Origin of the sequence: Micromonospora sp. DT44, assembly GCF_049841635.1 — a bacterium.
Lineage (GTDB): Bacteria > Actinomycetota > Actinomycetes > Mycobacteriales > Micromonosporaceae > Micromonospora.
The window spans coordinates 34,903-58,139 of sequence record NZ_JBNCKS010000002.1 but is presented as its reverse complement, the minus strand read 5'-3'; the positions used below and the strand labels follow the sequence as shown (position 1 = coordinate 58,139).

Below are 23,237 nucleotides of genomic sequence, written 5' to 3'. Positions count from 1 at the left end.
CCCAAACCACCTGGAGTCCCCCATGCGTGACGTGGTCGAGATCGGGCTGGGCAAGACCGCGCAGCGCGGCTACCACCTGGACGACATCGCCATCGTGCCGAGCCGCCGGACCCGGGACGTCGACGACGTCTCGACCGCGTGGCAGCTCGACGCGTACCCGTTCGGTATCCCCTGTGTCGGGCACCCCTCGGACGCCACGATGAGTCCGTCGTCGGCGGTCCGGTTGGGCCAGCTCGGCGGTCTCGGTGTGCTCAACGTCGAGGGTCTGTGGACCCGCTACGAGAACCCGACGAAGGTGCTGGACGAGCTGGCCGGCCTCGATGAGGACGCCCGTGCCACCAAGCGACTCCAGGAGGTCTACGCGGAGCCGATCCGTCCCGACCTGATCGCCGAGCGGGTGCGCGAGCTGCGTGCCGGCGGCGGCACGGTGGCGGTGCGGGTTTCCCCGCAGCACACCCTCGCGCTGGCGCCGGTGATCCTGGACGCCGGGGTGGACATCCTGGTCATCCAGGGCACCATCGTCTCGGCCGAGCACGTGTCGACGACCGACGAGCCGCTGAACCTCAAGGAGTTCATCGCCGACCTCGACCTGCCGGTGATCGTCGGTGGCTGCACGGACTACAAGACGGCGCTGCACCTGATGCGGACCGGCGCGGCCGGCGTGATCGTGGGTATCGGCGGCGACGAGTGGTCGACGACCGAGTCGGTGCTGGGCATCCGGGTGCCGATGGCCACCGCCATCGCGGACGCCGCGGCGGCCCGCCGTGACTACCTGGACGAGACCGGTGGCCGGTACGTGCACCTGATCGCCGATGGTGACATCCAGACCTCCGGTGACATCGCCAAGGCGCTCGGCTGCGGCGCGGACGCGGTGATGCTCGGTGAGCCGCTGTCGCTCTGCGACGAGGCCCCCGCCGGTGGCGCCTGGTGGCACTCGGCGGCGAGCCACCCGTCGCTGCCCCGGGGCGCCTTCGAGGTGTCCGGTGACCCGATCGGCTCGATGGAGCAGTTGCTCTTCGGGCCGGCGGACGAGGCGGACGGCCAGCTCAACCTGTTCGGTGGGCTGCGTCGGGCCATGGCCAAGTGCGGCTACCGCGACCTCAAGGAGTTCCAGAAGGTCGGCCTGGTCCTCGACCGCTGATCGCTCGCGTCGCCGAAGGGCCGGCTCCGCCACCGTGCGGGGTCGGCCCTTCGCCGTCACCGTCGACGCCCTCGCCGTCGATTCGGGCATCCGCCGGGGTGTCGGTGGCTACGCTCGGTCCTGACCCCGGGTGGCGCGGAAGGAGTGGTGCATGGTCCTGCGCGGACTGACGCCGCCGCGCCGTCGGCTGGTCGCCACTCTCACGGCTCTGAGCTGCGCCGTCGTGCTGACCACGGCCGGCTGCACGGGCGACGACGACGGCTTCCGGCCCGGTGCGGCGGACGCCGGTGACCCGTACGTGCCGGGCCGGGGCAACGGGGGCTACGACGTCACGCACTATGGGCTGGACGTCCGCTACGACCCGGGGACGGACCGGCTCACCGGTCGGGCCACCATCACGGCGACCGCCACCCAGGAGCTGTCCCGGTTCAACCTGGACCTGGTCGGCCTGAACGTCGACCGGGTCACCGTCGCGGGCAAGCGCGCCCAGCACCGACGCGACGACGGCGAGCTGGTGGTGACCCCACGCGCCGGGCTCGCGCGCGGTCGGGCGTTCACGGTGACCGTCGACTACGCGGGCGTGCCCACCCCCCTCGACGACGGCGTGCTGGGCAGCGGCGGTTTCCTGCACACCGACGACGGGGCCGTCGCTCTCGGCCAGCCCGAATCGGCGGCCACCTGGTTCCCGGTCAACGACCACCCGTCGGACAAGGCCAGCTACGACATCGCGGTGACCGTCCCGGACGGACTGTCCGCGTTGAGCAACGGGGTGCCCGGCCCCCGGAGCAGCGCCGACGGGTGGACGACCTGGCGCTGGTCGGAGCGCACCCCGATGGCCAGCTACCTGAGCACCCTCGTGATCGGGAACTACCGGGTGGTCACCGGCACCCACGCCGGAAGGCCGATGGTCACCGCGGTCGCGGCGAGCCTGCCGGCGAACGGTGGCGCGGCCGGCTCGGTGGCCCGCACCGGGGAGATCGTCGACCTCCTGGCGAGCCGCTTCGGTCCGTACCCCTTCGACTCGTACGGCGGGATCGTGGTCGCCGACGAGCGGATCGGGTACGCGTTGGAGACGCAGTCCCGGCCGGTCTACGGGCCTGCCTTCTTCACCGGAGACCGCCCGAACCCCGGGGTGGTGGCGCACGAGCTGGCCCACCAGTGGTTCGGCGACAGCGTGTCCCTGAGCAGGTGGAGCGACATCTGGCTCAACGAGGGCTTCGCCAGTTACGCCGAGTGGCTGTGGGAGGAGCACGACGGCGGCCGGACCGCGCAGCGCAACTTCGAGCTGCAGTACGCGTCGACCGACTGGTCCGAGCCGTCGGTCGAGCCGGGCCGGGAGCGGATGTTCGGCACCGCCGTCTACAAGCGCGGCGCGCTCGCCGTGCACGCGCTGCGCCGGACGGTCGGTGACGACACCTTCTTCCGCATCCTGCGCACCTGGACGTCGGAGCGGGCGTCCGGCACCGCCACCACCTCGGACTTCGTGGCGCTGGCCGAGCGGGTGGCCGACCGGCCGCTCCGGCCGCTCTTCGACGCCTGGCTGGTGGGCGGCGCGGCACCGACCCTGCCGTGACGACCTCGTGATCATCTATCGATAGGCTGCCGCCTGCGATCGGGCAGGAGCGCCGGTCGCGCGGGGTGGCGCCGCCCTCCCGCACCGGGTGTGCGGGGAGGTTCGTGATGCGGGGTACGCGGCACAGGCTGCGGGCGGGGGTCGGTCTGCTGGTGACCGGGGCGCTCGTGTTGTCCGGTTGCGACTCGTCTACTCCGGAGGCGGCACCGCCGTCGCCGAGCGCGTCCCCGACGCCGTCGCGGACCTTCACCCCCGGTGCGGACGGAGTCGGCGACGCGTACTTCCCCAGCTACGGCAACGGCGGGTACGACGTCGGGAAGTACACCGTCAAGGTGCGCTACGACCCGGCGAAGGACCTGTTGACGGGTACGACCACCGTGCAGGCCACGGCGACCGCGGACCTGTCGACCTTCAACCTCGACCTGGCGGGCCTGACCGTCAAGACGGTCACCGTGGACGCCGCGCCGGCCACCCACACCCGGAACAAGAACGAACTGGTCATCACGCCGGCGGTCGGCCTCATCACGGGCAACGGATTCGTGGTGGAGATCGCGTACGAGGGTGTGCCGAAGCCGCTGAAGAACGAACTGCTCGGCGAGGGCGGTTTCCTGCACACCACCGACGGCGCCATCGCCCTGGGCCAGCCCGAGTCGGCGAGCACCTGGTTCCCGGTCAACGACCACCCGTCGGACAAGGCGGCGTACGAGTTCGAGATCACCGTCCCGAAGGGCATCACCGCGGTCAGCAACGGCGTGCCGGGCGGTAGCACCACCACGGGCGGCTGGACCACCTGGAAGTGGTCGGAGAAGTCGCCGATGGCCAGCTACCTGAGCAACGTGGTGATCGGTAAGTTCCGGATCACCACGGGCCAGCACAAGGGCAAGCCGGTGTACAGCGCGGTCACCACCAAGGTGGCCAAGGGCGCCTCCGACGCGTCGATCGCGAAGACCGTCAAGGTGGCCGACTACCTGGAGACCGTCTTCGGGCCGTACCCGTTCGACGCGTACGGCGGTGTGGTGGTCTCGGACAGCCGGATCGGGTACGCGCTGGAGACGCAGAGCCGCCCGGTCTACTCGGCCGGCTTCTTCCGGCGGGGCGAGAACACCGAGGTGGTCGCCCACGAGCTGGCCCACCAGTGGTTCGGCGACAGCGTGGCGCTGGCCAAGTGGGAGGACATCTGGCTCAACGAGGGCTTCGCGACGTACGCGGAGTGGCTGTGGGCGGAGCACACCAAGGAGTACACCGCCAAGCAGGCCTTCGACATCCGGTACCAGCGGGTGCCCGCCACGGTGTGGAAGACCCCGCCGGGCAAGCCGGGCGTGAAGAACCTGTTCAGCGAGTCGGTCTACCAGCGCGGCGGAATGACCCTGCACGCGCTGCGGGTGGCCGTCGGTGACAAGGCGTTCTTCGAGATCGTCAAGACCTGGGCGGCGGAGAAGCGCAACGGTGTCGCCACCACCGCCGAGTTCGTGGCCCTCGCCGAGCGGATCTCCGGCAAGCAGCTCGACGCGCTCTTCGACGCGTGGTTGTACGGCGCCAAGAAGCCCGCCCAGCCCAAGAAGCTCTGACCCCACCCACGCCCCCGCCCGCCCGACCGAAAAGGGCGGGGGCCGGGGCTCAGTTCTTGACCACCAGTTTCGGGTGGGCCTTCAGGTACGCGTCGGCGCGACCGGCCCGGAGTTCGGTGATGAACGTCCGCCCCTCACTGGTGAGCTGTTCGCCCCGGTAGGCGCTGCCCTTGCCGACGCCGGAACCGGGCAGCCCGACCAGGGTGAACTGGTTCTCCGGCACCCCGCTGAGCGCGTACGCCAGGTCGACGATGCGGTCGCCGCCCACGTACACCAGGGTGTCGCCCAGGGCGGCGACCACCTGGTCGACCCGCTCGGGCTGCCGGGCCAGGCCCTCGTTGAGGATCTTGCGGGTCAGGGCTTTGACGAGTTGCTGCTGGTGACGCTGGCGGGCGTAGTCGCCGCCGGTGATGTAGCGCTGCCGGGCGTAGTCCAGCGCCTGCCAGCCGTTGAGGTGCTGTTCGCCCTTTTCGTAGACCTTCTGCGGGCCGGTGTAGCCGCCGGGCGCGCTGTCCCGGTACTTGCCGTCCGGCTTGCGGTGCAGGGACGCGACCCGCTGGTCGATGTAGATGTCGACCCCGCCGAGGGCGTTCACCAGCTTGTCGAACCCGCCGAAGGTGAGCACGGCGCCCGCGTCGATCCGCAGCCCGGTGTAGCCGCTCACCGTGCTGCGCAGCAGCTCGTACCCCTGGGCCGTGCTCGGCTGCTTGGGCTTGCCCGGCACCCGGCTGCCGAAGCTCATCGAGTGGGTGAGCTTGGTCTTGCCACCCTTGTAGCCGGCCTTGGGGAACGGCGGGATGTCCACCAGCAGGTCGCGGGGGAGCGAGAAGAGGTACGCCCGGTTGAGGCCCTTGGGCACGTGCAGCACCAGGACGGCGTCGGAGTGCGGCTCCCAGCCCGGCACGCTGACCCGGGTGTCCACGCCGACCAGCAGCAGCGTCAACGGACCGCTGATGTTCGCGCCCGGCGGCGGGCCGGCCGGGCTCGGGGTGGGTGGGGCGGCCGGCGACGGGCTCGGCGAGCCGGCCAGCGGGGTGCCGGCGGGCTTGTCGTCGCCGTTCAGCCGCTTGATCACCGTCGCTCCGCCGACAACCAACGCGACGACGGCGAGCGCCGCCAGCCCGAGCAGCAGCCAGCGTCGGCGCGGCTCCATCGACCCCAGGATCATCATGTACTTCCTTCCACCCGTATCCGGAACAACGCTCCGACGGGTGCTCCGGGTTGCGGCCGGGAGGCGACGGGTCGGTCGGCCGGTGCATGATCGCGCGAAAACGGGCGCTGGCGCGAGCGCTACTCGCGAGTAATGATGCGTCCATGGGGTACGACGTGGTCGTCATCGGGTCCGGCTTCGGCGGCGGCGTCACCGCCCTGCGGCTGGCCGAGAAGGGCTATTCGGTCGGTGTCGTCGAGGCGGGGCGCCGCTTCGCCGACGACGAGTTCCCGCAGACGTCGTGGCGCCTGCGTCGGTTCCTCTGGGCGCCGAAGCTGGGCTGCTACGGCATCCAGCGGCTCACCCTGCTCCGCTCGGTCGCCGGCCGGTCCGGCGGCGGCGTGCTGGTGCTCTCCGGAGCGGGCGTGGGCGGCGGGTCACTGGTCTACGCGAACACCCTCTACGAGCCGCTGGACGCCTTCTACAGCGATCCACAGTGGCGCGACGTCACGGACTGGCGTGACGAGCTGGCCCGCCACTACGACCAGGCGAAGCGGATGCTCGGCGTCACCACGTACCCCGTCCACACGGGCGCGGACCGCGCCATGCGGGCGGTGGCCGACCGGATGGGGGTGGGGCACACCTTCCACGCCACCCCGGTCGGCGTGCACATCGGCCGTCCGGGTGAGCGCGTCGCCGACCCCTACTTCGGTGGCGTCGGCCCGGAGCGCACCGGCTGCCTGCACTGCGGCTCGTGCATGACCGGCTGCCGGCACGGCGCCAAGAACACGCTGGCCAAGAACTACCTCTGGCTCGCCGAGCGGCTGGGTGCCACCGTGCACCCGCTGACCACGGTGACGGCCGTCCGGCCGGCGGCCGGCGGCGGGTACGACGTGCACACCGAGCGCACCGGGGCGTGGTTGCGCCGACGGCGCCAGGTCATCCACGCCGACCAGGTGGTCTTCGCGGCCGGGGCGCTCGGCACGCAGCGGCTGCTGCACGAGATGAAGGCCACCGGGGCGTTGCCGCGCCTGTCGGACCGGCTGGGCGCGTTGACCCGTACCAACTCCGAGGCGATCCTCGGCGCGTCGATCCCCCGGCGACGGGCCCGGCAGGAGCGGACCGACTTCACCGAGGGGGTGGCGATCACCAGTTCGTTCCACCCCGATCCGCAGACCCACATCGAGCCGGTCCGCTACGGCCGCGGATCGAATGCCATGGGCCTGCTCCAGTCGCTGCTGGTCGACGGCGGGCCGCACCGGGTCCGGCGCTGGCTGGGCAGCATCGTCCGGCAGCCGGGCCTGGCCGCGCGGATGCTGACCGTGCGCGGCTGGTCGGAGCGGACGGTGATCGCCCTGGTGATGCAGTCGGTGGACAACTCGTTGACCACCCGCTGGCGGCGCGGTCCGTGGGGCCGCCGCCTGGTCGCGGGGCCGGGTCACGGCACCCCGAGCCCGACGTGGATCCCGGCCGGCAACACCGCCACCCGACTGCTCGCCGAGGAGATCGGCGGTACGCCGGGCGGCTCGCTCACCGAGCCGTTCGACATCCCGGTCACCGCGCACATCCTGGGCGGGGCGGTGATCGGCGCCACCCCGGACGACGGCGTGGTCGACCCCTGGCACCGGGTGTACGGCCATCCGGGCCTGCACGTGGTCGACGGCGCGGCGGTCTCCGCCAACCTCGGGGTCAACCCGTCGCTGACGATCACCGCGCAGGCGGAACGGGCGATGTCCTTCTGGCCGAACAGGGGCGACGAGGACCCCCGGCCTCCGCTCGGAGAGCCGTACCGACGGCTGCCGGCCGTACCCCCGCGCACGCCGGCGGTGCCCGCGGACGCCCCGGCCGCCCTACGCCCCTGACAGGGGCCGGCGCAGGATGTGGTTGACGCCGAACACGGTGTCGCTGACGCGGACGTCGGTGTAGCCGATCCGCTGGTAGAAGCCGTGCCCGGTGAGGCTGGCGCCGGTCTCCATGAACGTGTGCCCCTCGGCCCGGGCCAGCTCCTCGATGTGCCGCATCAACCGGCGGCCGATGCCGCGGCCGTGCGCGTCCGGATCGACGAACATGGTGTAGACCTTGTTGCCGTCGCGGGACACCGTGCCGACCGGGCGTCCGTCCTGCTCGGCGACGTAGATCCGCCGCTCGGCGCTGAGTTCGCGGAACCGGTCGGCGGTGAAGTGGTCGCACATCCGGTCGATCAGCTCGGCCGGGTAGTCGCGGCTGTTCACCTCCCGCAGGCAGCGGGCGACCAGGACCGCCAGCGCGTCGCCGTCCTCGGGGCGGAACGCTCGGATGGTCAGCTCGGTCATCGGCACGCCTCCGTCCGATCCGCGTGGGGATCGTCGCGCACCGTATCGGGATGCGAAACGCCGTCGCCGCCCGGCCGGACATCCCAGGACATACTGCCAGCAGTGCGGCCGCCGCGCCGAGTGCGTGGGGCGCGGGTCGGGCCGGGGGTGACTGTCGGTAGGCTTTGTGCACATGAGCCTGCCTCGCCCCGTCCTCGTGGTGGACTTCGGAGCCCAGTACGCCCAGCTCATCGCGCGCCGGGTCCGCGAGGCGAAGGTCTACTCCGAGATCGTGCCGCACTCCATGCCGGTCGCCGAGATGCTGGCGAAGAACCCGGCCGCGATCATCCTCTCCGGCGGTCCGGCCAGCGTGTACGCGCCGGACGCCCCGCAGATCGACGCCGGCCTGTTCACGGCCGACGTGCCGGTCTTCGGCATCTGCTACGGCTTCCAGGCGATGGCCCAGGCGCTCGGCGGCACCGTCGCGCACACGGGCAGCCGTGAGTACGGCGGTACCCCGCTGCGTCCCCGCCTCACCGAGCCGGGCGTGCTGCTGCGTGACCTGCCGGCTGATCTGCCGGTCTGGATGAGCCACGGCGACTGCGTCACGGAGGCCCCCGAGGGCTTCACGGTGACGGCCGAGTCGGCGGGCGCGCCCGTGGCGGCCTTCGAGGACATCGTCGGCCGCCGGGCCGGCGTGCAGTTCCACCCGGAGGTCGGGCACACCGCGCACGGCCAGGAGATGCTGACCCGCTTCCTGTACGACATCGCCGGCATCGAGCCGACCTGGACGCCCGAGAACATCATCGACGAGCAGGTCGCCCGCATCCGGGAGCAGGTCGGCGACAAGGAGGTCATCTGCGGCCTCTCCGGCGGGGTGGACTCGGCGGTCGCCGCCGCGCTGGTGCACCGGGCGGTCGGTGACCAGCTCACCTGCGTCTTCGTCGACCACGGCCTGCTGCGCGCCGGCGAGGCCGAGCAGGTCGAGAAGGACTACGTCGCCGCCACCGGCATCAAGCTGAAGGTGGTCGACGCGGCGGAGAGGTTCCTCGGCGCGCTGGCCGGGGTGACCGACCCCGAGCAGAAGCGCAAGATCATCGGCCGGGAGTTCATCCGGGTCTTCGAGGCCGCCGCCCGGGAGATCGCCTCGCGCGGTGACGTGGAGTTCCTCGTCCAGGGCACCCTCTACCCGGACGTGGTCGAGTCCGGCGGCGGCACCGGCACCGCCAACATCAAGAGTCACCACAACGTCGGCGGCCTGCCGGAGGACCTGAAGTTCGCGCTCGTCGAGCCGCTGCGCACGCTCTTCAAGGACGAGGTACGGGCGCTCGGCCTCCAGCTCGGCCTGCCCGAGGCGATGGTCTGGCGGCACCCGTTCCCCGGCCCGGGTCTGGCCATCCGGATCATCGGCGCCGTCGATCGGGAGCGCCTCGACCTGCTTCGTCAGGCCGACCTGATCGCCCGCGAGGAGCTGACCGCCGCCGGCCTGGACCGGGGCGTCTGGCAGTTCCCCGTGGTGCTGCTCGCCGACGTGCGCAGCGTCGGGGTGCAGGGTGACGGGCGCAGCTACGGGCATCCCGTGGTGCTGCGCCCGGTCTCCAGCGAGGACGCGATGACCGCCGACTGGTCCCGGCTGCCCTACGAGGTCGTCGCCCGGATCTCCACCCGGATCACCAACGAGGTCGCCGAGGTCAACCGGGTGGTGCTGGACGTGACCAGCAAGCCGCCGGGCACCATCGAGTGGGAGTGAGCGGGCCTCACGCGGCCGGCGGGTAGGGCGGCGTCGGGGCGTACCCCGGCGGTGGACCGCCCGGCGCGGACCCGGCGGTCGGCGCGACGCCCGCCGGGTGCGGCCAGGCGGGCGCGCCGGTGGGCTCCTCGGGCATCAGGAACCACATGATCGGGTACGCGAGCAGTGCGACCCCGCCGGTGAGCAGGCCGGTGACCGCGAAGGCCACGCGGATCAGGGTGGGGTCGACGTCGAAGTAGCGGCCGAGGCCACTGGCGACCCCCGCCACCATGCGGTCGGTGGTGGGTCGCCGGAGCTGCTTGTACGGGGCCTGGGGAGCGACGGTAGGTGTCATGTCTCCACGGTCCGCGCCGACGCGAGGTCTGCCCTCGGTGACCGCCCGGATGCCTACCCTGATCGATCCCTGAGCGGGAAGCCAGGAGTCAGGAATCCGACTCTTTTCCGTCCCGGTAACGCGGCCCGGGGAGAATTTGGACCCGTGACCACCATGCTGGAGCCGCTCCGCAGGATCGCGGCATACGCAGTTTGTGCTGATTCAGACGGCCGAGTGTTGCTGGTCCGCGCATCGGAGCGCTCCGGCACACCCGGCACCTGGTCCCTGCCCGGTGGGGCGGTCGACCACGGCGAGGACCCCCACCACACGGTGGTCCGCGAGACCGCCGCCGAGACGGGCCTCTCGGTCGCCGTCTCCGGCCTGGCCGACGTGCTCGCCGACATGCGGGCGCTGCCCGAGCGCGGCATCACTATCCACACCGATCGCCTGATCTACCGGGTGGCGGTGCGCGGCGGCACGCTGGCCGACCGGGCCGGCGAGCGCCCCACCGACCTGGCCCGGTGGTACACGCTGGACGAGGCGCGTCAGTTGCCGCTGCGCTCCTTCACCGCCCGCACTCTCGGCCTCCCCGCCTCCTCGGCCGACGTGGTGCCCGAGGAAGCCCCCGAGTTCCCCTCCTTCTACGCGGTCCCCGGCCCGGACGGGCTGCACCGTGCGCAGCGCTTCGCCGCGTACGCGGTGTGCACCGACCCGGCCGGACGGGTGCTGCTCACCCGCATCTCCGACGGGTACCCGGGCGCCGGCTGCTGGCACCTGCCCGGCGGCGGCACCGACTACGGCGAGCAGCCCGGCGCGGCGCTCATCCGGGAACTGGTCGAGGAGACCGGCCAGGCCGGCCGCCTCGTCGAGCTGCTCGGTGTGGCGAGCCACCGCGACGCCGCCTCGCTCGGTCCGGAGGGTTACCCCATCGACTGGCACGGCGTACGCGCCTTCTACCGCGTGGTGGTCGACCAGCCCAACCCGCTGATCATCGGCGACGTCGGTGGCTCCACCTGCGAGGCCCGTTGGTTCGCCCGCGAGGAACTGGGCGCCCTAGGAGCCGACCGCCTAACCGAGGTAACAGCCGAAGCAGTCCAAGCAGCCCAACTAACCTGACCCCCCCCGGACCCCCCTCCCCCGGACCCCCCGGCCCCCCACCCACCCGCCTCGCGGTGATCATGAAGTTATTGTCAGGACACGCCGAGATGGACGGCGATAACTTCATGATCACCGGGTGCTGCGGGGGACGGGGGCAGGGGAGTGGGCGTGGGTCGGGTGGAACTGGTGCGGCGGGTTGGTTCCTATGGTCTGTTGGGGGATCTGGGGCGGTTTCTGGTTGTCTGGGATCGTGGGGCGCGGGCCTGGTCGCTGCCGGGAGGGCTTGTCGCGCACGCTGAGCACCCGGAGCGGGCCGTGCTGCGCGCGTTCACCGAGCAGACCGGTTCGACCGCGTCGGTGGGTCGGTTGCGGGCCGTCGTCGCGGACGTGAACGACGGCGCGGGTGGCGGTACGTCGGTGCACACCGACCGCCTGCTGTTCGACATCGCCGTACGCGACGGTGTGTCGGAGGTCACCGGCGGTGGTGTGGAGACCCGTTGGGTCGACCCCGAGGCGGTGGCCGAGCTGCCGTTGACGCCGTTCAGCGCCGAACTGCTCGGCCTGCCCGCCGTTCCGCTTCCGGCCGATGCGTACCCGTCCGCCGAGCCGTCCGCGCCGTCGCATCCGGATCGCCGGCTGCGCTTCGGGGCGTACGGGCTGGTCACCGACCCGGCGGGGCGGATCCTGCTGACCCAGATCGCCGACGGCTACCCCGGGGCCGGCAAGTGGCACCTGCCCGGTGGCGGCACCGATCACGGCGAGCAGCCGACCACCGGGCTGCTCCGGGAACTGGTGGAAGAGGGCGGCCAGGTGGGCCGCGTGGTGGAGCTGCTCGGCGTGGACAACCTGCACAACCCGGCCGCGCTCGGCCCGGAGGGCCGTCCGTTGGACTGGCACGGCGTCCGGGTGGTCTACCGGGTGCTGGTGGACGCGCCCACCGACGCCGTGGTGACCGAGTCCGCCGGTGGCTCGACCGCGCGAGCGGGCTGGTTCACCGTCGCGCAGACCGCTGAGCTGCCGCTGACTGGTATCGCTGCCTCGGCAATCGGACAGCTGGGCGCATAGCACTCGGCTCAGCGAGCCGAGTTGGCTACCCTCCGGTAGAGTCAGAGGCGGGAATGGTGGAGGAAACGGGCGATGAAGCCCGGGATGGGGAATAACAAGCGGTTCGCGTGGTTTGTACCAGATGAGTACCGCCGGCAGCTATCGCCAAGCCCCGTTCCCCTGTGCGATGGTGTACTCCGCCAAAACGGCTGCCGGGCCACGCAAGGTCCGGCACGAGACAGCCGGACACCCGCCCCCCGAGGGCGGCCAGCAGATCCGGTGATGGAGGAAACGTGCCGAGAGCCCTTTGGCGCCGGCGTCGTACGACTGACAGTCCGCGCCCCGCAGGGCGTCGCTGGGCGGGCCAGTTGCGCCGCAGCAGCACGTTCGCCCGCCAGGTGTTGCTGGTCCGGGTGGGCCGCCGTGACGGTCACCTGCGGACCACCGACCTGACACTCCCCGAGCACCGGTACGCCGACCGCCAGCGCCGTCGCTACGGCCTGGACCGGCTCAGCCGGCCGGCCGGGGTCAGCCGCGCCGGCATCGAAGCGGTCATGCCGGTCAGCCCGGCGCTGCCGATGGCGCCCACCGACGAGGCCACCGCCGGATCGATCCCCCTGCTCCCCGGCGAGCGCACGATGGCCCGCCGGATGAAGTTCGCCCTGGTCAACGCCTGCACCCTGGCCAGCCTGATGCTCGGCATGCTGGCGATCTTCCTGGCCATGCAGGGTCAGGTGCGCATCGCCGCCCTCTGCCTGATCGCCTGCGTCATCTTCGACGGCCTGGACGGTGCGTTGGCGCGTCGGCTCGGCGTCGCCAGCCCGTTCGGCGCTCAGATGGACTCGCTCGCCGACATGTGCTCGTTCGGCCTCGCCGCGCCCGTGGTGGTCTACGCCTCGCTCGCCGGCTCCGTGTCGACGGCCGCGGCTGCGGTCGCCTGTGCGCTGGTCGCGGCGTGCGCGGCGATCCGGCTGGCCCGCTTCAACGTCTCACCGAAGGACGGCCGCTTCTTCTGCGGTGTCCCCACCACCATGGCCGCCGCCGTGCTCGCCGTGACCGTGGCGATCGGTCTGCCGGTGCCCGGCTTCGTGCTCGTGGCCGGCGTGGCGCTGCTCGCCTTCGCGATGGTGTCCAGCTTCCCGTACGCCAAGCTCGCGCGCCTGGTGAAGCTGCCGCCATGGCTCTGGCTCGCCCCGGTGCTCGGCGCGCTCGTCGACATCCGGCTCACGTTCGCCCTGATCGTGGTCGGCTACCTGATCAGCGGGCCGGTGCTCTGGCTGCGCCAGCGTCGTACCGCCTGACCCGACGTACGAGAACGGGGCGCCGCGAACAGCGGCGCCCCGTTCTTCGTCTCAGCGCCAGCGGGCGATGACCGTGGCGCCGCCGATTACCTTGTCGCCCGGCCCCACCAGCGGTTCCGCGGCGTCGGCCGGCAGGTAGACGTCGGTCCGCGAGCCGAACCGGATGAGCCCGAACCGCTCGCCCTTGGCCAGCAGCGCGCCGATCGGTGCGCGCTGCACGATGCGGCGGGCGATCAGACCGGTCCGCTGCGCGACCACCACCGTGCCGCGGCTGGTGTCCAGCACCGTGTACGCGGCGACGTTGTGCTCGGCGTCCGGCTTCATCGCGTTGACGAAACCACCGTCGGCGACGAAGTAGTCCACCACCTTGCCGGCGACCGGGGCACGGTTGACGTGCACGTCCAGCACGGACAGAAAGACCGCGACCCGCAGCCACTCGCCGTCACCGAACCGCTCGTCGTACAGCCGCTGCACCGACAGGACCTTGCCGTCCGCGCTGGCGACCACGGCGTTCGGGTCCTCCGGCACGTCCCGCTGCGGATCCCGGAAGAACGCGGCGACCGGGCCGGCCGCCAGCGCCGGCAGCAGCCACAGCTTGGACGACGGACGCGCCACCCGGGCCAGCGCCGCCAGACCCAGCGTGATGCCCGCCGCCGCCACCCCGTTGGAGTCGATGTGCATGCCCCTGGTCAGCGGCACGCTCGACGGCCGGTACGCCGGGGCCAGCCGGTCGGCCGCCGCCGGAGTGGCCGGCGTGAACCGCAGTCGGTGGACCCGCACCGGCGGCGAGTTGCGCAGCACCAGGTCGCTGCCGACGCCGTACAGGGCGTCCTGGCGGCCCAGCTCGCCGGCCGCGCCGGTGGTCCGGCCCGGTGTCGCGGTGGTGGCGACGCTCAACACCGCGCCGTCGATGAGGTACTTCGACAACGCCTGGATGTCGTGACGGGCCTCCTCGGCGGTGCCGACGAACGCCTCACCGGCGACGACCACCGCCGCGGGCTCGGCGTCGGTGAGCGCGTCGACCACGCGTACCCGGTCGGCGACCCAGCGGCCCTGGGCGGTGACGTGCTCACGGAACGCGACGGCGGTGGACGACTCGGCGGGCACCACGGTGAGCCGGTCGCCGGGGAGCAACGCCTCGATCGCCGCGGCCAGCACCGCGGACTCCGGGCTCGCGCCGACCAGCAGGGCGACCTTCGGGTCGTTCATCCGGGCCAGCTCGGAGACGAGCGTACGGGCGGCTCGCTCGCCGATGCGGACCGAACCGGACCGGCCGGTGGTACGCACGGCGGGGGACTGCGTCATGTCGGGCGGGCTCCTGACGGGGTAGAGACGGGAATCGCGGCGGGGGCGCCATGGCGGGACGGGCCGGCCGGCGGAGGCGAGATCTCCACCGGCCAGCATATGCGCCTGTCCGCCCCGGCCGCACCGGCGAGCCCTCCGGCCCGGGCCGACAGCCCGGGGGTCAGGAATCCTCTCGCCGTCCCGTCCGCTCGCCAGCGCCCGCCGGATCGTCGCCGGTGGCGTGGCCGTCGCTGGCCGCCGGACCCTTGTCGCTGGCCGCCGTCTCGGCCGCCGTCTCGGCCGCCGTCTCGGCTGGCGGATCGGCCGCCCGGTTCTCGTCGGCCGGGGTGAGCGGGTGGTCGACCCGGGTCGGTTCGGCGCTCTGCGCCGTGGCCGGCGAGGTCTCCGGCTCGGCCGGGGCGTGAGCCAGCCAGGCGGGATGGACCATGCCGGCCGTCGACGCGTCCGGCGTGCGCAGCTCGGCGGTGAGCGGCTCCGGCGTGCGCAGCTCGGCCGTGGGCGGCTCCGGCGTGCGCAGCTCGGCCGTGGGCGCAGGGTCGGGCGTGGACTCGAACATGGTCGGCGCGGGCGGCTCGTACACCGGCGCCTCGAACGAGGCGGTCCGCGGCGTGCCCTGCTCGGCTGCGACGGACTCGGGCGCGACCGTGGCAGCGGAGGCCGTCGCACCCGGCCCGGTGGTCTCGACCGGATCCGGGCGGCCGGACCGGCCGGAGCGCAGCGCGCCGACCAGACCGAAGACTCCGATCAGGATCAGCGCGCCGGCCAGGAACCAGCCGACCGGCGGCAGCGCGAGCCCGAGCAGTTGGGCGAGCAGCCACCAGGCCGACAGCGCCAGGAACAACAGCCCGAAGGCGAACGAGAGCAGGTCCGTACGGTGAGCCTTCACCGGGTCACCTCCAGGTTGCCGGCATTGACGTGGATGTACAGCCGCAGCTTCCCGCCGCCGGGGCCGTCCGCGCCCAGGTCGGTGGACTCCCGCAGCCGGCCGTCGATCCCGCCGGATCGGTTGCCGAAGACGGTGGCGTCGCCGGCGTTGACGTCGGCCACCGTGGTGACGTCCACGTTGGGCGGTACGACCACGGTCGCCTGACCGAAGTTGATCGCCACGGTCACCTGGCTGTCCCGCTTCGTGAAGTCGATGCCGCGCAGGTCGAGGACGGCGTCACCGAAACTGTTCTCGTACCGGTCGGCGAGGTCGCGGTAGTCGGTGGGCGCCCAGGTGACCGCGCCGTCCACACCCCGGATCCGGTCGTACGACTCGGCGACGGTCGCGGTGCCCAACGCGGCGGCCGTCACCAGCCCCAGCGCGACCAACCAGCGCGCCCGGCCGAACCAGGTGCCGACCAGCAGTCCCAGCCCGATGGTGGCCAACGCCGCCGCGAAGTACGCCGAAGCGCCGACGTCGAAGACGTCCAACAGGTCGAGCAGGGCGACCACGCCGAGCGCCAGGAAGATCAGCGAGAAGGTCACCGGACCGAGCGGCGAACGCTCCCGGGGCCGCTTGGGTGGCTTCGGTGGCTTGGGCGGGGGGTACGCGGCCGGAGCCGGTGCGGCGTACGGGCCGTGTGGAGCGAACGGAGGGCGGTATCCGCCCGGCGTCGTCGCCCCGGGATGGGTGGACGGGCCGGCGGCGGGTACGGCGGTCACCGGCGCGGACGGCCAGCCGCTGGTGGGCGTGTCGCTGCCCGGCCAACCGGGATCGGGGGCCGGCCAGCCGGTGCCCTGCGAGGCGGCCGGCTGCGCGGACACCGGACCTGCCCCGGACACCATCGCCGCCGGGTACGCCGGCTGCGCGCCGACGGTCGGCTGCGCCGTCGCGGGCGGCTGACCACCCTGGACAGGCGGGTACGCGCTCTGCGGCGCGGCGGCGTAAGACAGGGTGTCGCCCGCCAGCGGCGCGGTCGCCAGCGGACCGCTGGGCGGCACCGTGCCGTATGCGGGAGCGGGCCAGGCGACCGGCGGGACCGGCCCGGGTGGCGTGCCGGCCGGGGAGGGCGGCACCGGTCCACCCGAGGGCTGTGGCCCGCGGTTGTCCCGGTTGAGGAGCAACGCGCCGCCGATCAGGATGGCCGCGCCGAGCAGGACGGCGCGGAAGGCGTCGGTGACGATGTAGCCGAAGCTCGCGGCCACCAGGATGCCCAGGATGATCACGGTTACCGGCGACATGCTGGAACGGCCCCGCCCCAGCATGGACTCCACCGGAGAGGCCGTGTCGCCCTCGTTGGGGATGATCAGCCAGGCTGCGACGTACACCAGGATGCCGATGCCGCCGAAGAACCCGAGCACCGCGAGGAGTACCCGCCACAGCACCGGGTCGGTGTTGGTGGCCCGTCCGATCGCCGCGCAGACCCCGGCGAGGTAACGGCCGTCGCGGGGCCGGACCAGCCCGTACCGCGAGGTGAAGCCGGCCCCGCCCAGCGGGCTCCCGGACGGTCCGGCCGCGCCGGGCCCCCCAGGCGTACCCGCGCCACCGCCGGGCCCATAGCCCGTGCCGGTCGTACCCCCGCCGGGCCCATAGCCCGTGCCGGTCGTACCCCCGCCGGGCCCGTGGCCCGTGCCGGTCGTACCCCCGCCGGGCCCGTGGCCCGTGCCGGTCGTACCCCCGCCGGGGCCGTAGCCCGTGCCCGGCGCGTAGCCGGCGCCAGGCGCGTAGCCGGCGCTCGGCGGCTCGTACTGGCCGTCGGCCGGCGGTGCGGTGGGTGGGCCGAACGTGGTCGGCTCGGCCCAGCCAGCGGGTGTCGTGGGCGGTGCGGGCGGTACTGAACCGCCCGGCTGTGCCGACCCGGAGCGGGGCGGCGGGGCAGCTTCCTCGGTCATGCCTCGATCCTGCTGCCCACCTCGCCCGAACGACCTCAGGACCCGACCCTGACGCCACCCTGAGATCCGGGGGGCCGGAATGTCGGGGGCGTCCCCGTGGTCCTGGGACGCCGCAGCGTGTGACGATCGAACTCACCGACCCGCACCCAGCCCACCACCGTGACCAGGGAGCCTGCGATCAGCACCGTGACCCCGCCTCCGCGCCTGTACCGGGCCCCCGAGCATCGGATGGCCGCTGGCGTCGCCGCCGGTATCGCCGACCACCTCGGCATCTCGGTGCTGCGCGTGCGCGTCGCGTTCATGGTGCTGCTCGGGCTCAGTGGGCTCGGCCTGCTGCTGTACGCGGCGTTCTGGGCGGTGGTGCCGCTGCGACCCGGTGACACCGCCGTGCCGCCCCGGCGGGACGTGGCCCAGCTCCTGCCGTTCGTCGCGATCGGGCTCGGCGTCCTGTTGATCCAGGTGATGGTCTTCGACTCGGTCGGCGCGGCGGGCACCGCCGGCTGGCTGGTGGCCATCATCGCGGTCGGCGCGGGCGTGATCTGGCACCAGTCGGCGCCCGAGCGGCGGCGGCGCTGGGGCGAGACGATGCCGGTCCCGTGGCTCGGGGCGGTCGTCGAGGAGAGCGACCGGCGGGCCTTCGTGCTCCGGTTCATCGGCGGCGGGGTGCTGGTCGCGGTCGGCATCATCGGTGTCGCGGCGGTCTACTCGCCGGCCCAGAACTTCGACGCGGTGATCAACGGGGTGATCTTCGCGCTGGTCGGGTTGGCCGGGGTCGGCGTGGTCGCCGCACCGGTGCTCTGGCGGACGTACAACCAGCTCCGCGCGGAGCGTGAGGGTCGCATCCGGGAGCAGGAACGGGCGGAGCTGGCCGCGATGGTGCACGACCAGGTGCTGCACACCCTGGCGTTGATCCAGCGCAACGCGGGCGACGTCAAGACGGTGCAGCGGTTGGCGCGGGGGCAGGAGCGCTCGCTGCGCAACTGGCTCTACAAGCCCACGGCCTCGCCGAACGAGCGCTTCGCGGCCGCCCTGGAGCAGGCTGCCGCCGAGGTCGAGGACACGTTCGCGATCACCGTGGAGGCGGTGGTGGTGGGTGACCGCGAGACCGACGAGAAGGTCGGCGCGCTGGTCGCCGCCGCCCGGGAGGCGCTGGTGAACGCGGCACGGCACGCCGGCGTGCAGACCGTGTCGCTCTACGCCGAGGTGGAACCGGAACAGGTGAGTGTCTTCGTCCGGGATCGGGGCAAGGGCTTCGATCCGGATACGGTGGAGGACCACCGGCACGGCGTACGCGGTTCGATCATCGGACGGATGAAGCGGCACGGCGGACGGGCCGAGATCCGGTCCGGTCCGGGGGAGGGGACCGAGGTCCGGTTGATCCTGCCGATCTCCCGGGACTCGTCCGCGGCGGAGAGGAACAAATGACCATGGCCGAGCAGCCGACGGAGCACCCGGTTCAGAGCCGCCCGGAACGCCTGCGGGTCTTCCTGGTGGACGACCACGCGATGTTCCGCGCCGGGGTACGTGCCGAGCTGGGCGCCCACGTCGAGGTGGTGGGCGAGGCGAGCACGGTGGCCGAGGCGGTCGCCCGGATCGCCGTCACGGTGCCCGACGTGGTGCTGCTCGACGTGCACATGCCCGACGGCGGTGGCCGCGCGGTGCTGGAGGCGATGCGGCGCAGTCACCCGCAGGTCAAGTTCCTGGCCCTGAGCGTCTCCGACGCGGCCGAGGACGTGATCGGGCTGATCCGGGCCGGCGCGCGGGGGTACGTCACCAAGACCATCTCGCCGGACGAGTTGGCCGCCGCGATCCGCCGCGTGGCCGACGGCGATGCCGTGTTCAGCCCTCGGCTGGCCGGGTTCGTGCTGGACGCGTTCGCGGCCCGGCCGGACGCGCCGGTGGCCGACCCGGAGTTGGACCAGCTCACCAACCGTGAGCGGGAGGTGCTGCGCCTGCTCGCCCGGGGGTACGCGTACAAGGAGATCGCGAAGGAGTTGTTCATCTCCATCAAGACGGTGGAGACGCATGTGTCGAACGTGCTGCGCAAGCTCCAGATGTCCAACCGGTACGAGCTCTCCCGTTGGGCGGCGGACCGCCGGCTCGTGTGATTAATTCCTCCGCCCCGGCAATTCGGACACATGCCACGGATGCCGCTGGGCGGGGCTGACAAAAGATCAACCGTGGTTCCATACTGCCCCGGTCCCGTTTCCGCGCGTGGGTCTCGCATCCCGTGGAAACGACGGCTCACGTGCGTGCCCGCGAATCGCGGGTCACCCCTGGGGGAGAGGTACCACTTCTGATGTTCGGACAACGAGGACAACGCTGGGCGCGCGTCGCCCTGGCCGCTGTCGCCGGCAGCGCCCTGGCGCTCGGCGTGGCAGGCGCCGCCGCAGCCGCTCCGGCCACCGGTGTGGCCAAGGCGGTCGACGGCAGCGAGGTCACCCTCAAGCTCGACGGCAAGACGCGCACCACGTCCGCGCTCGCCCTGAAGATCGACGGCAAGCTGGTGCCGGCGTTCTGCATCGACTACCGCACCAGCGTGAAGCTCGACGGCAAGTACGAGGAGGGCACCTGGGACGAGTCCGAGGTGAAGAACCTCGGCAAGGTGCAGTGGGTGCTCACCCACGGTTACCCGAACGCCGACTCTGCCAAGCTCCTCGCCGCCGCCGGCGTGGACACCAAGATCGGCAAGAAGCAGCTCGACAACCTGCTCTACTTCGGTACCCAGACCGCCATCTGGCACTTCAGCGACGGCATCGAGCTGGGCGCCTGGGAGAAGGACCTGCAGCCGCGCAACCAGTACGAGGTGATCACGAAGGTCCGTGACTACCTCATCAAGAACGCGACCGACCAGCCGGAGCCGCGTGCCGAGCTGTCCGTCGACCCGGCCAGCGCCACCGCGACGGTCGGCGGCAAGGCCGGTCCGTTCACGGTGAAGGGCCCGGCGGGCGCCATCACCGTCGCGGCCACCGGCGGCACCGCCGTCGACGCCGAGGGCAAGCCGGTCACCACGACCACCAACGGCGGGCAGTTCTGGCTGGCCGCCGAGGCCGCCGGCACGGTCAACGTGACCCTGACCGCGCAGGACTCGGTCTCCTTCGGCCGGGTGTTCCTGTTCACCGGTGCCAAGAAGGCGCAGAAGCTGATCCTCGGTGGCAGCACCGGCGCCACCGTCACCACCCGGGTTTCGGCCAGCTTCACCGCCGTCCCCACGACGCCGCCGGCCACTCCGTCGGCGACCCCGAGCGCGTCGGCCTCGCCGACCACCCCGTCGGCCACGCCGTCGGAGTCGGCGCAGCCGGCCAGCCCGGCCCCGTCCACCTCGCCGGCGAGCAACGGTGGCGGCCTGCCGCTGACCGGTTCGCCGATCGCGGCGGCGGCGACCGCGGGTCTGCTGCTGCTCGCCGCGGGCGCGGTGGCCGTCCTGGTGGTGCGTCGCCGTAAGGTCCGCTTCACCGCCTGATCCAGTTCGATCCACCATCGGCCCCGGAACCGCGCGAGCGGTGCCGGGGCCGATGTCATCTCGGCCGTAGGTGGTTGGCAGAAGTCCGTCCGCGGCGCCCTCGTCCACCCAGTCGGTGCTGGTGCCCGTCTAGCGGACGAGGACATCACCCGGACGGGTAAAGAACACTGAGTGCGCGAGCGGTCACCGATCGACGGTCCCGGGTGCGGGGTGACTCACAAAGACCGGATCTGAGCGCCGTCCGGGTCTCCTGGCAGGTCGGAGCGTTGTAGCCGGGGAGCTGCACACCGACCGTTTTATGATTATTTTTCAAGTATCGGCTACGTGGCGGGCAACTAACGGCTTGATAACGGCACCTTCACGGAAGAGGCCGGTGGGTGTCACAGTGGCAGCACCTCACCCTCGGTGTGTGGCACTCCGTACGGCCAACGACCATGAACTCCGCTGCTTCCCGGCGGGTTCGTGGTCGCGACGCCTGCGTAGGGTCGTGCCCCGTCGGGTGGGGAGCCCGGCGGATCGGAACATCAGGGGTGTCTCCCAACTTCCCTGTGGTCCCGGCGACCTCCGCCCCGAGGTAGCCGGGCGGTGTCACCCCCAAACGTGCGTGAAACCCACGACGGACCAGGTTAGAAAGAGGAGGCCCCTCGGAATGAGAGTCTCGAAGCGGGCGACGAGCGCGATCGCGCTCAGCGCGGCCGCCGCGCTTGTCGCGAGCGGTTGCTCGAGCGGTGACGGCGACGGCGACGCCGCCGCCAGCAAGGACGGCGCCATCGTCATCCACGGCGTCCAGCCGGAGAACCCGCTGGTTCCGTCGAACACCACGGAGACCGGCGGTGGCAAGGTCATCGACTGGCTGTTCACCGGCCTGGTTGAGTACCCGAACGACGGTGGGGCCCCGCGCAACGCGCTGGCCGAGTCCATCGACACCAAGGACTCCAAGGTCTTCACGATCAAGATCAAGAAGGGTACCAAGTTCCACGACGGTACCGAGGTGAAGGCCAAGAACTTCGTCGACGCCTGGAACTGGGCCGCGTACTCGCCAAACGGCGCGCAGAACGGCTCCTTCTTCTCGGACATCGCGGGCTTCGACAAGACCTACACCGAGGACCCGGACGGCGCGGAGGGCCCGCAGAAGGCCCCGACCCCGTCGGCCAAGGAGCTCTCCGGCCTGAAAGTCATCGACGACCAGACCTTCGAGGTCACCCTCGCCGCGCCGACCGCGGTCTTCCCGACCAAGCTCGGCTACAGCGCCTTCATGCCGCTGCCGGACGCGTTCTTCACCATGAAGCCCGAGGACTTCGGTAAGAACCCGATCGGCAACGGCCCGGTGAAGTTCGTCTCGTGGCAGGACAACGTCGTCATCAAGCTCACGCGCTTCGACGACTACAACCTGCGTGACAAGATGAAGATCAAGGACGTCGACGTCAAGCTCTACCAGGACGAGACGGCCGCGTACGCCGACCTGCTGAGCAACAACCTCGACTTCATGGAGGTTGTCCCCACCTCGGCGCTCGCCGGCGACAAGTGGAAGGCCGACCTCGGTGAGCGGGGCCTGAACACGGTCACCCCGTCGACCGCGTTCATCGCGTTCCCGATCTACGACAAGCGCTTCCAGAACGCGAAGCTGCGTCGCGCGGTGTCGCTGTCGATCAACCGGCAGGAGATCTCGGACAAGATCTTCTTCGGTACCCGCAAGCCGGCCGACAGCTGGGCGAACCCGCTGACCCCGGGCGCCAAGCCGGGCAACTGCACCGCCTGCAAGTTCGACCCGACCACGGCCAAGCAGCTGCTGACCGAGGCCGGCGGCTTCACCGGTGAGATGGTGTTCTACTACAACGCCGACTCCAGCCACAAGGACTGGATGGACGCCGTTGCGCAGCAGGTCAAGACCAACCTCGGCATCGACGCCCGCGCCGAGGGTGTTCCGACCTTCGCGGTCTTCCGGCAGAACATCAACGCCCACAAGATGACCGGCCCGTACCGTGCCGCCTGGCAGCAGGACTACCCGGACGTGGAGAACTGGGTCAACCCGCTCTACGTCAAGGGTGGCTCCTCCAACGACGGTCTGTACAGCAACCCGCAGGTCGACACCCTGGCCAAGCAGGCCAGCGCCGCGCCGAGCCTGGAGGCCTCGCACGAGGCGTTCGCCAAGGCCGTCGAGGTTGTCGACCAGGACGTCCCGAGCATCCCGATCTACTTCTACGGCCAGCAGTCCGGCCACTCGGAGAAGATCAAGAAGCTCGAGCTGAACAACGTCGGCGAACTCGACATCACCTCGGTCGAGCTCTGATCCGTACGGTCTGACCCCGGGTCGGGCTCGCCACATCCGGTGAGCCCGACCCGGGGCCGTTCCGCGAGTGGGTGCTACAACATGCCACTCGCCACGTTGTCACCACCGTGTCGGCCGTCCGACGCGCCCCCTG

Annotated in this window: 17 protein-coding genes and 1 pseudogene; 12 read left to right on the top strand and 6 right to left on the bottom strand. The window is 71.9% G+C overall.

Annotation, left to right across the window (positions count from 1 at the left end; genetic code table 11):
* Positions 1–22: 22 nt before the first annotated feature.
* The 3 genes from ACLQ25_RS01545 (at position 23) to ACLQ25_RS01535 (ending at position 4,282) form a co-directional block, all read left to right on the top strand.
* Positions 23–1,141, top strand: coding sequence for a GuaB3 family IMP dehydrogenase-related protein (locus tag ACLQ25_RS01545; protein ID WP_357126307.1), 1,119 nt, complete (start codon positions 23–25; stop codon positions 1,139–1,141).
* A gap of 151 nt (positions 1,142–1,292) precedes the next feature.
* A complete protein-coding gene (locus tag ACLQ25_RS01540; RefSeq protein ID WP_425728394.1) occupies positions 1,293–2,714 on the top strand; it encodes a M1 family metallopeptidase in 1,422 nt (473 codons plus the stop codon).
* Between the two features lie 107 nt (positions 2,715–2,821).
* Complete coding sequence (locus ACLQ25_RS01535) at positions 2,822–4,282, top strand: M1 family metallopeptidase (protein WP_425728392.1); 1,461 nt, start codon at positions 2,822–2,824, stop codon at positions 4,280–4,282.
* A gap of 49 nt (positions 4,283–4,331) precedes the next feature.
* On the opposite strand, the gene ACLQ25_RS01530 is transcribed toward ACLQ25_RS01535, so the two are convergent.
* On the bottom strand, positions 4,332–5,450 hold the full coding sequence (locus ACLQ25_RS01530; protein WP_425728634.1) for an LCP family protein: 1,119 nt from the start codon (positions 5,448–5,450) through the stop codon (positions 4,332–4,334).
* Positions 5,451–5,596: 146 nt separating this feature from the next.
* Here ACLQ25_RS01530 and ACLQ25_RS01525 point away from each other — a divergent pair, with 146 nt between their 5' ends.
* Entirely contained in the window at positions 5,597–7,294 is a 1,698-nt protein-coding gene (locus tag ACLQ25_RS01525) for an FAD-dependent oxidoreductase (RefSeq protein ID WP_425728390.1), read from the top strand.
* Here ACLQ25_RS01525 and ACLQ25_RS01520 read toward each other — a convergent pair.
* On the bottom strand, positions 7,283–7,744 hold the full coding sequence (locus tag ACLQ25_RS01520) for a GNAT family N-acetyltransferase (RefSeq protein ID WP_425728388.1): 462 nt from the start codon (positions 7,742–7,744) through the stop codon (positions 7,283–7,285). The genes ACLQ25_RS01525 and ACLQ25_RS01520 overlap by 12 nt on opposite strands.
* 172 nt (positions 7,745–7,916) lie before the next feature.
* Here ACLQ25_RS01520 and guaA point away from each other — a divergent pair, with 172 nt between their 5' ends.
* Positions 7,917–9,473 (top strand): glutamine-hydrolyzing GMP synthase, encoded by a 1,557-nt coding sequence (gene guaA, locus ACLQ25_RS01515; protein ID WP_425728386.1) that lies wholly within the window; start codon positions 7,917–7,919, stop codon positions 9,471–9,473.
* A gap of 7 nt (positions 9,474–9,480) precedes the next feature.
* Here guaA and ACLQ25_RS01510 read toward each other — a convergent pair whose 3' ends face one another.
* A complete protein-coding gene (locus ACLQ25_RS01510) occupies positions 9,481–9,807 on the bottom strand; it encodes a PspC domain-containing protein (RefSeq protein ID WP_425728384.1) in 327 nt (108 codons plus the stop codon).
* Positions 9,808–9,951: 144 nt separating this feature from the next.
* Here ACLQ25_RS01510 and ACLQ25_RS01505 point away from each other — a divergent pair, with 144 nt between their 5' ends.
* The 3 genes from ACLQ25_RS01505 (at position 9,952) to ACLQ25_RS01495 (ending at position 13,229) form a co-directional block, all read left to right on the top strand.
* A complete protein-coding gene (locus tag ACLQ25_RS01505; RefSeq protein ID WP_425728382.1) occupies positions 9,952–10,902 on the top strand; it encodes an NUDIX hydrolase in 951 nt (316 codons plus the stop codon).
* Between the two features lie 159 nt (positions 10,903–11,061).
* Complete coding sequence (locus ACLQ25_RS01500; RefSeq protein ID WP_425728632.1) at positions 11,062–11,949, top strand: NUDIX hydrolase; 888 nt, start codon at positions 11,062–11,064, stop codon at positions 11,947–11,949.
* Between the two features lie 347 nt (positions 11,950–12,296).
* The gene (locus tag ACLQ25_RS01495; RefSeq protein ID WP_425728630.1) at positions 12,297–13,229 is read left to right on the top strand and encodes a CDP-alcohol phosphatidyltransferase family protein; all 933 of its coding nucleotides are present in this window, start codon (positions 12,297–12,299) and stop codon (positions 13,227–13,229) included.
* A 51-nt stretch (positions 13,230–13,280) separates the two neighbouring features.
* On the opposite strand, the gene ACLQ25_RS01490 is transcribed toward ACLQ25_RS01495, so the two are convergent.
* The 3 genes and pseudogenes from ACLQ25_RS01490 to ACLQ25_RS01480 form a co-directional block, all read right to left on the bottom strand.
* Positions 13,281–14,534 (bottom strand): phosphatidylserine decarboxylase, encoded by a 1,254-nt coding sequence (locus ACLQ25_RS01490; protein WP_425728380.1) that lies wholly within the window; start codon positions 14,532–14,534, stop codon positions 13,281–13,283.
* A 702-nt stretch (positions 14,535–15,236) separates the two neighbouring features.
* Positions 15,237–15,420 (bottom strand): annotated as a pseudogene (locus ACLQ25_RS01485) (hypothetical protein); the annotation flags it as partial.
* Positions 15,417–17,351 carry a PspC domain-containing protein gene (locus tag ACLQ25_RS01480; RefSeq protein ID WP_425728378.1) on the bottom strand — a complete coding sequence of 645 codons (1,935 nt, stop codon included), beginning with the start codon at positions 17,349–17,351 and terminating at the stop codon, positions 15,417–15,419. The gene ACLQ25_RS01480 and the pseudogene ACLQ25_RS01485, both read right to left, overlap by 4 nt.
* Before the next feature lie 159 nt (positions 17,352–17,510).
* Between ACLQ25_RS01480 and ACLQ25_RS01475 the strand changes: the two genes are divergently transcribed.
* From ACLQ25_RS01475 to ACLQ25_RS01460, 4 genes are all read left to right on the top strand, one after another.
* On the top strand, positions 17,511–18,776 hold the full coding sequence (locus tag ACLQ25_RS01475; protein ID WP_396804705.1) for a PspC domain-containing protein: 1,266 nt from the start codon (positions 17,511–17,513) through the stop codon (positions 18,774–18,776).
* Between the two features lie 2 nt (positions 18,777–18,778).
* Positions 18,779–19,459 (top strand): response regulator transcription factor, encoded by a 681-nt coding sequence (locus ACLQ25_RS01470; RefSeq protein WP_357126583.1) that lies wholly within the window; start codon positions 18,779–18,781, stop codon positions 19,457–19,459.
* A 191-nt stretch (positions 19,460–19,650) separates the two neighbouring features.
* The gene (locus tag ACLQ25_RS01465; protein ID WP_425728376.1) at positions 19,651–20,814 is read left to right on the top strand and encodes a Cys-Gln thioester bond-forming surface protein; all 1,164 of its coding nucleotides are present in this window, start codon (positions 19,651–19,653) and stop codon (positions 20,812–20,814) included.
* Positions 20,815–21,463: 649 nt separating this feature from the next.
* Positions 21,464–23,104, top strand: coding sequence for a peptide ABC transporter substrate-binding protein (locus ACLQ25_RS01460; RefSeq protein ID WP_425728374.1), 1,641 nt, complete (start codon positions 21,464–21,466; stop codon positions 23,102–23,104).
* Positions 23,105–23,237: the final 133 nt, after the last annotated feature.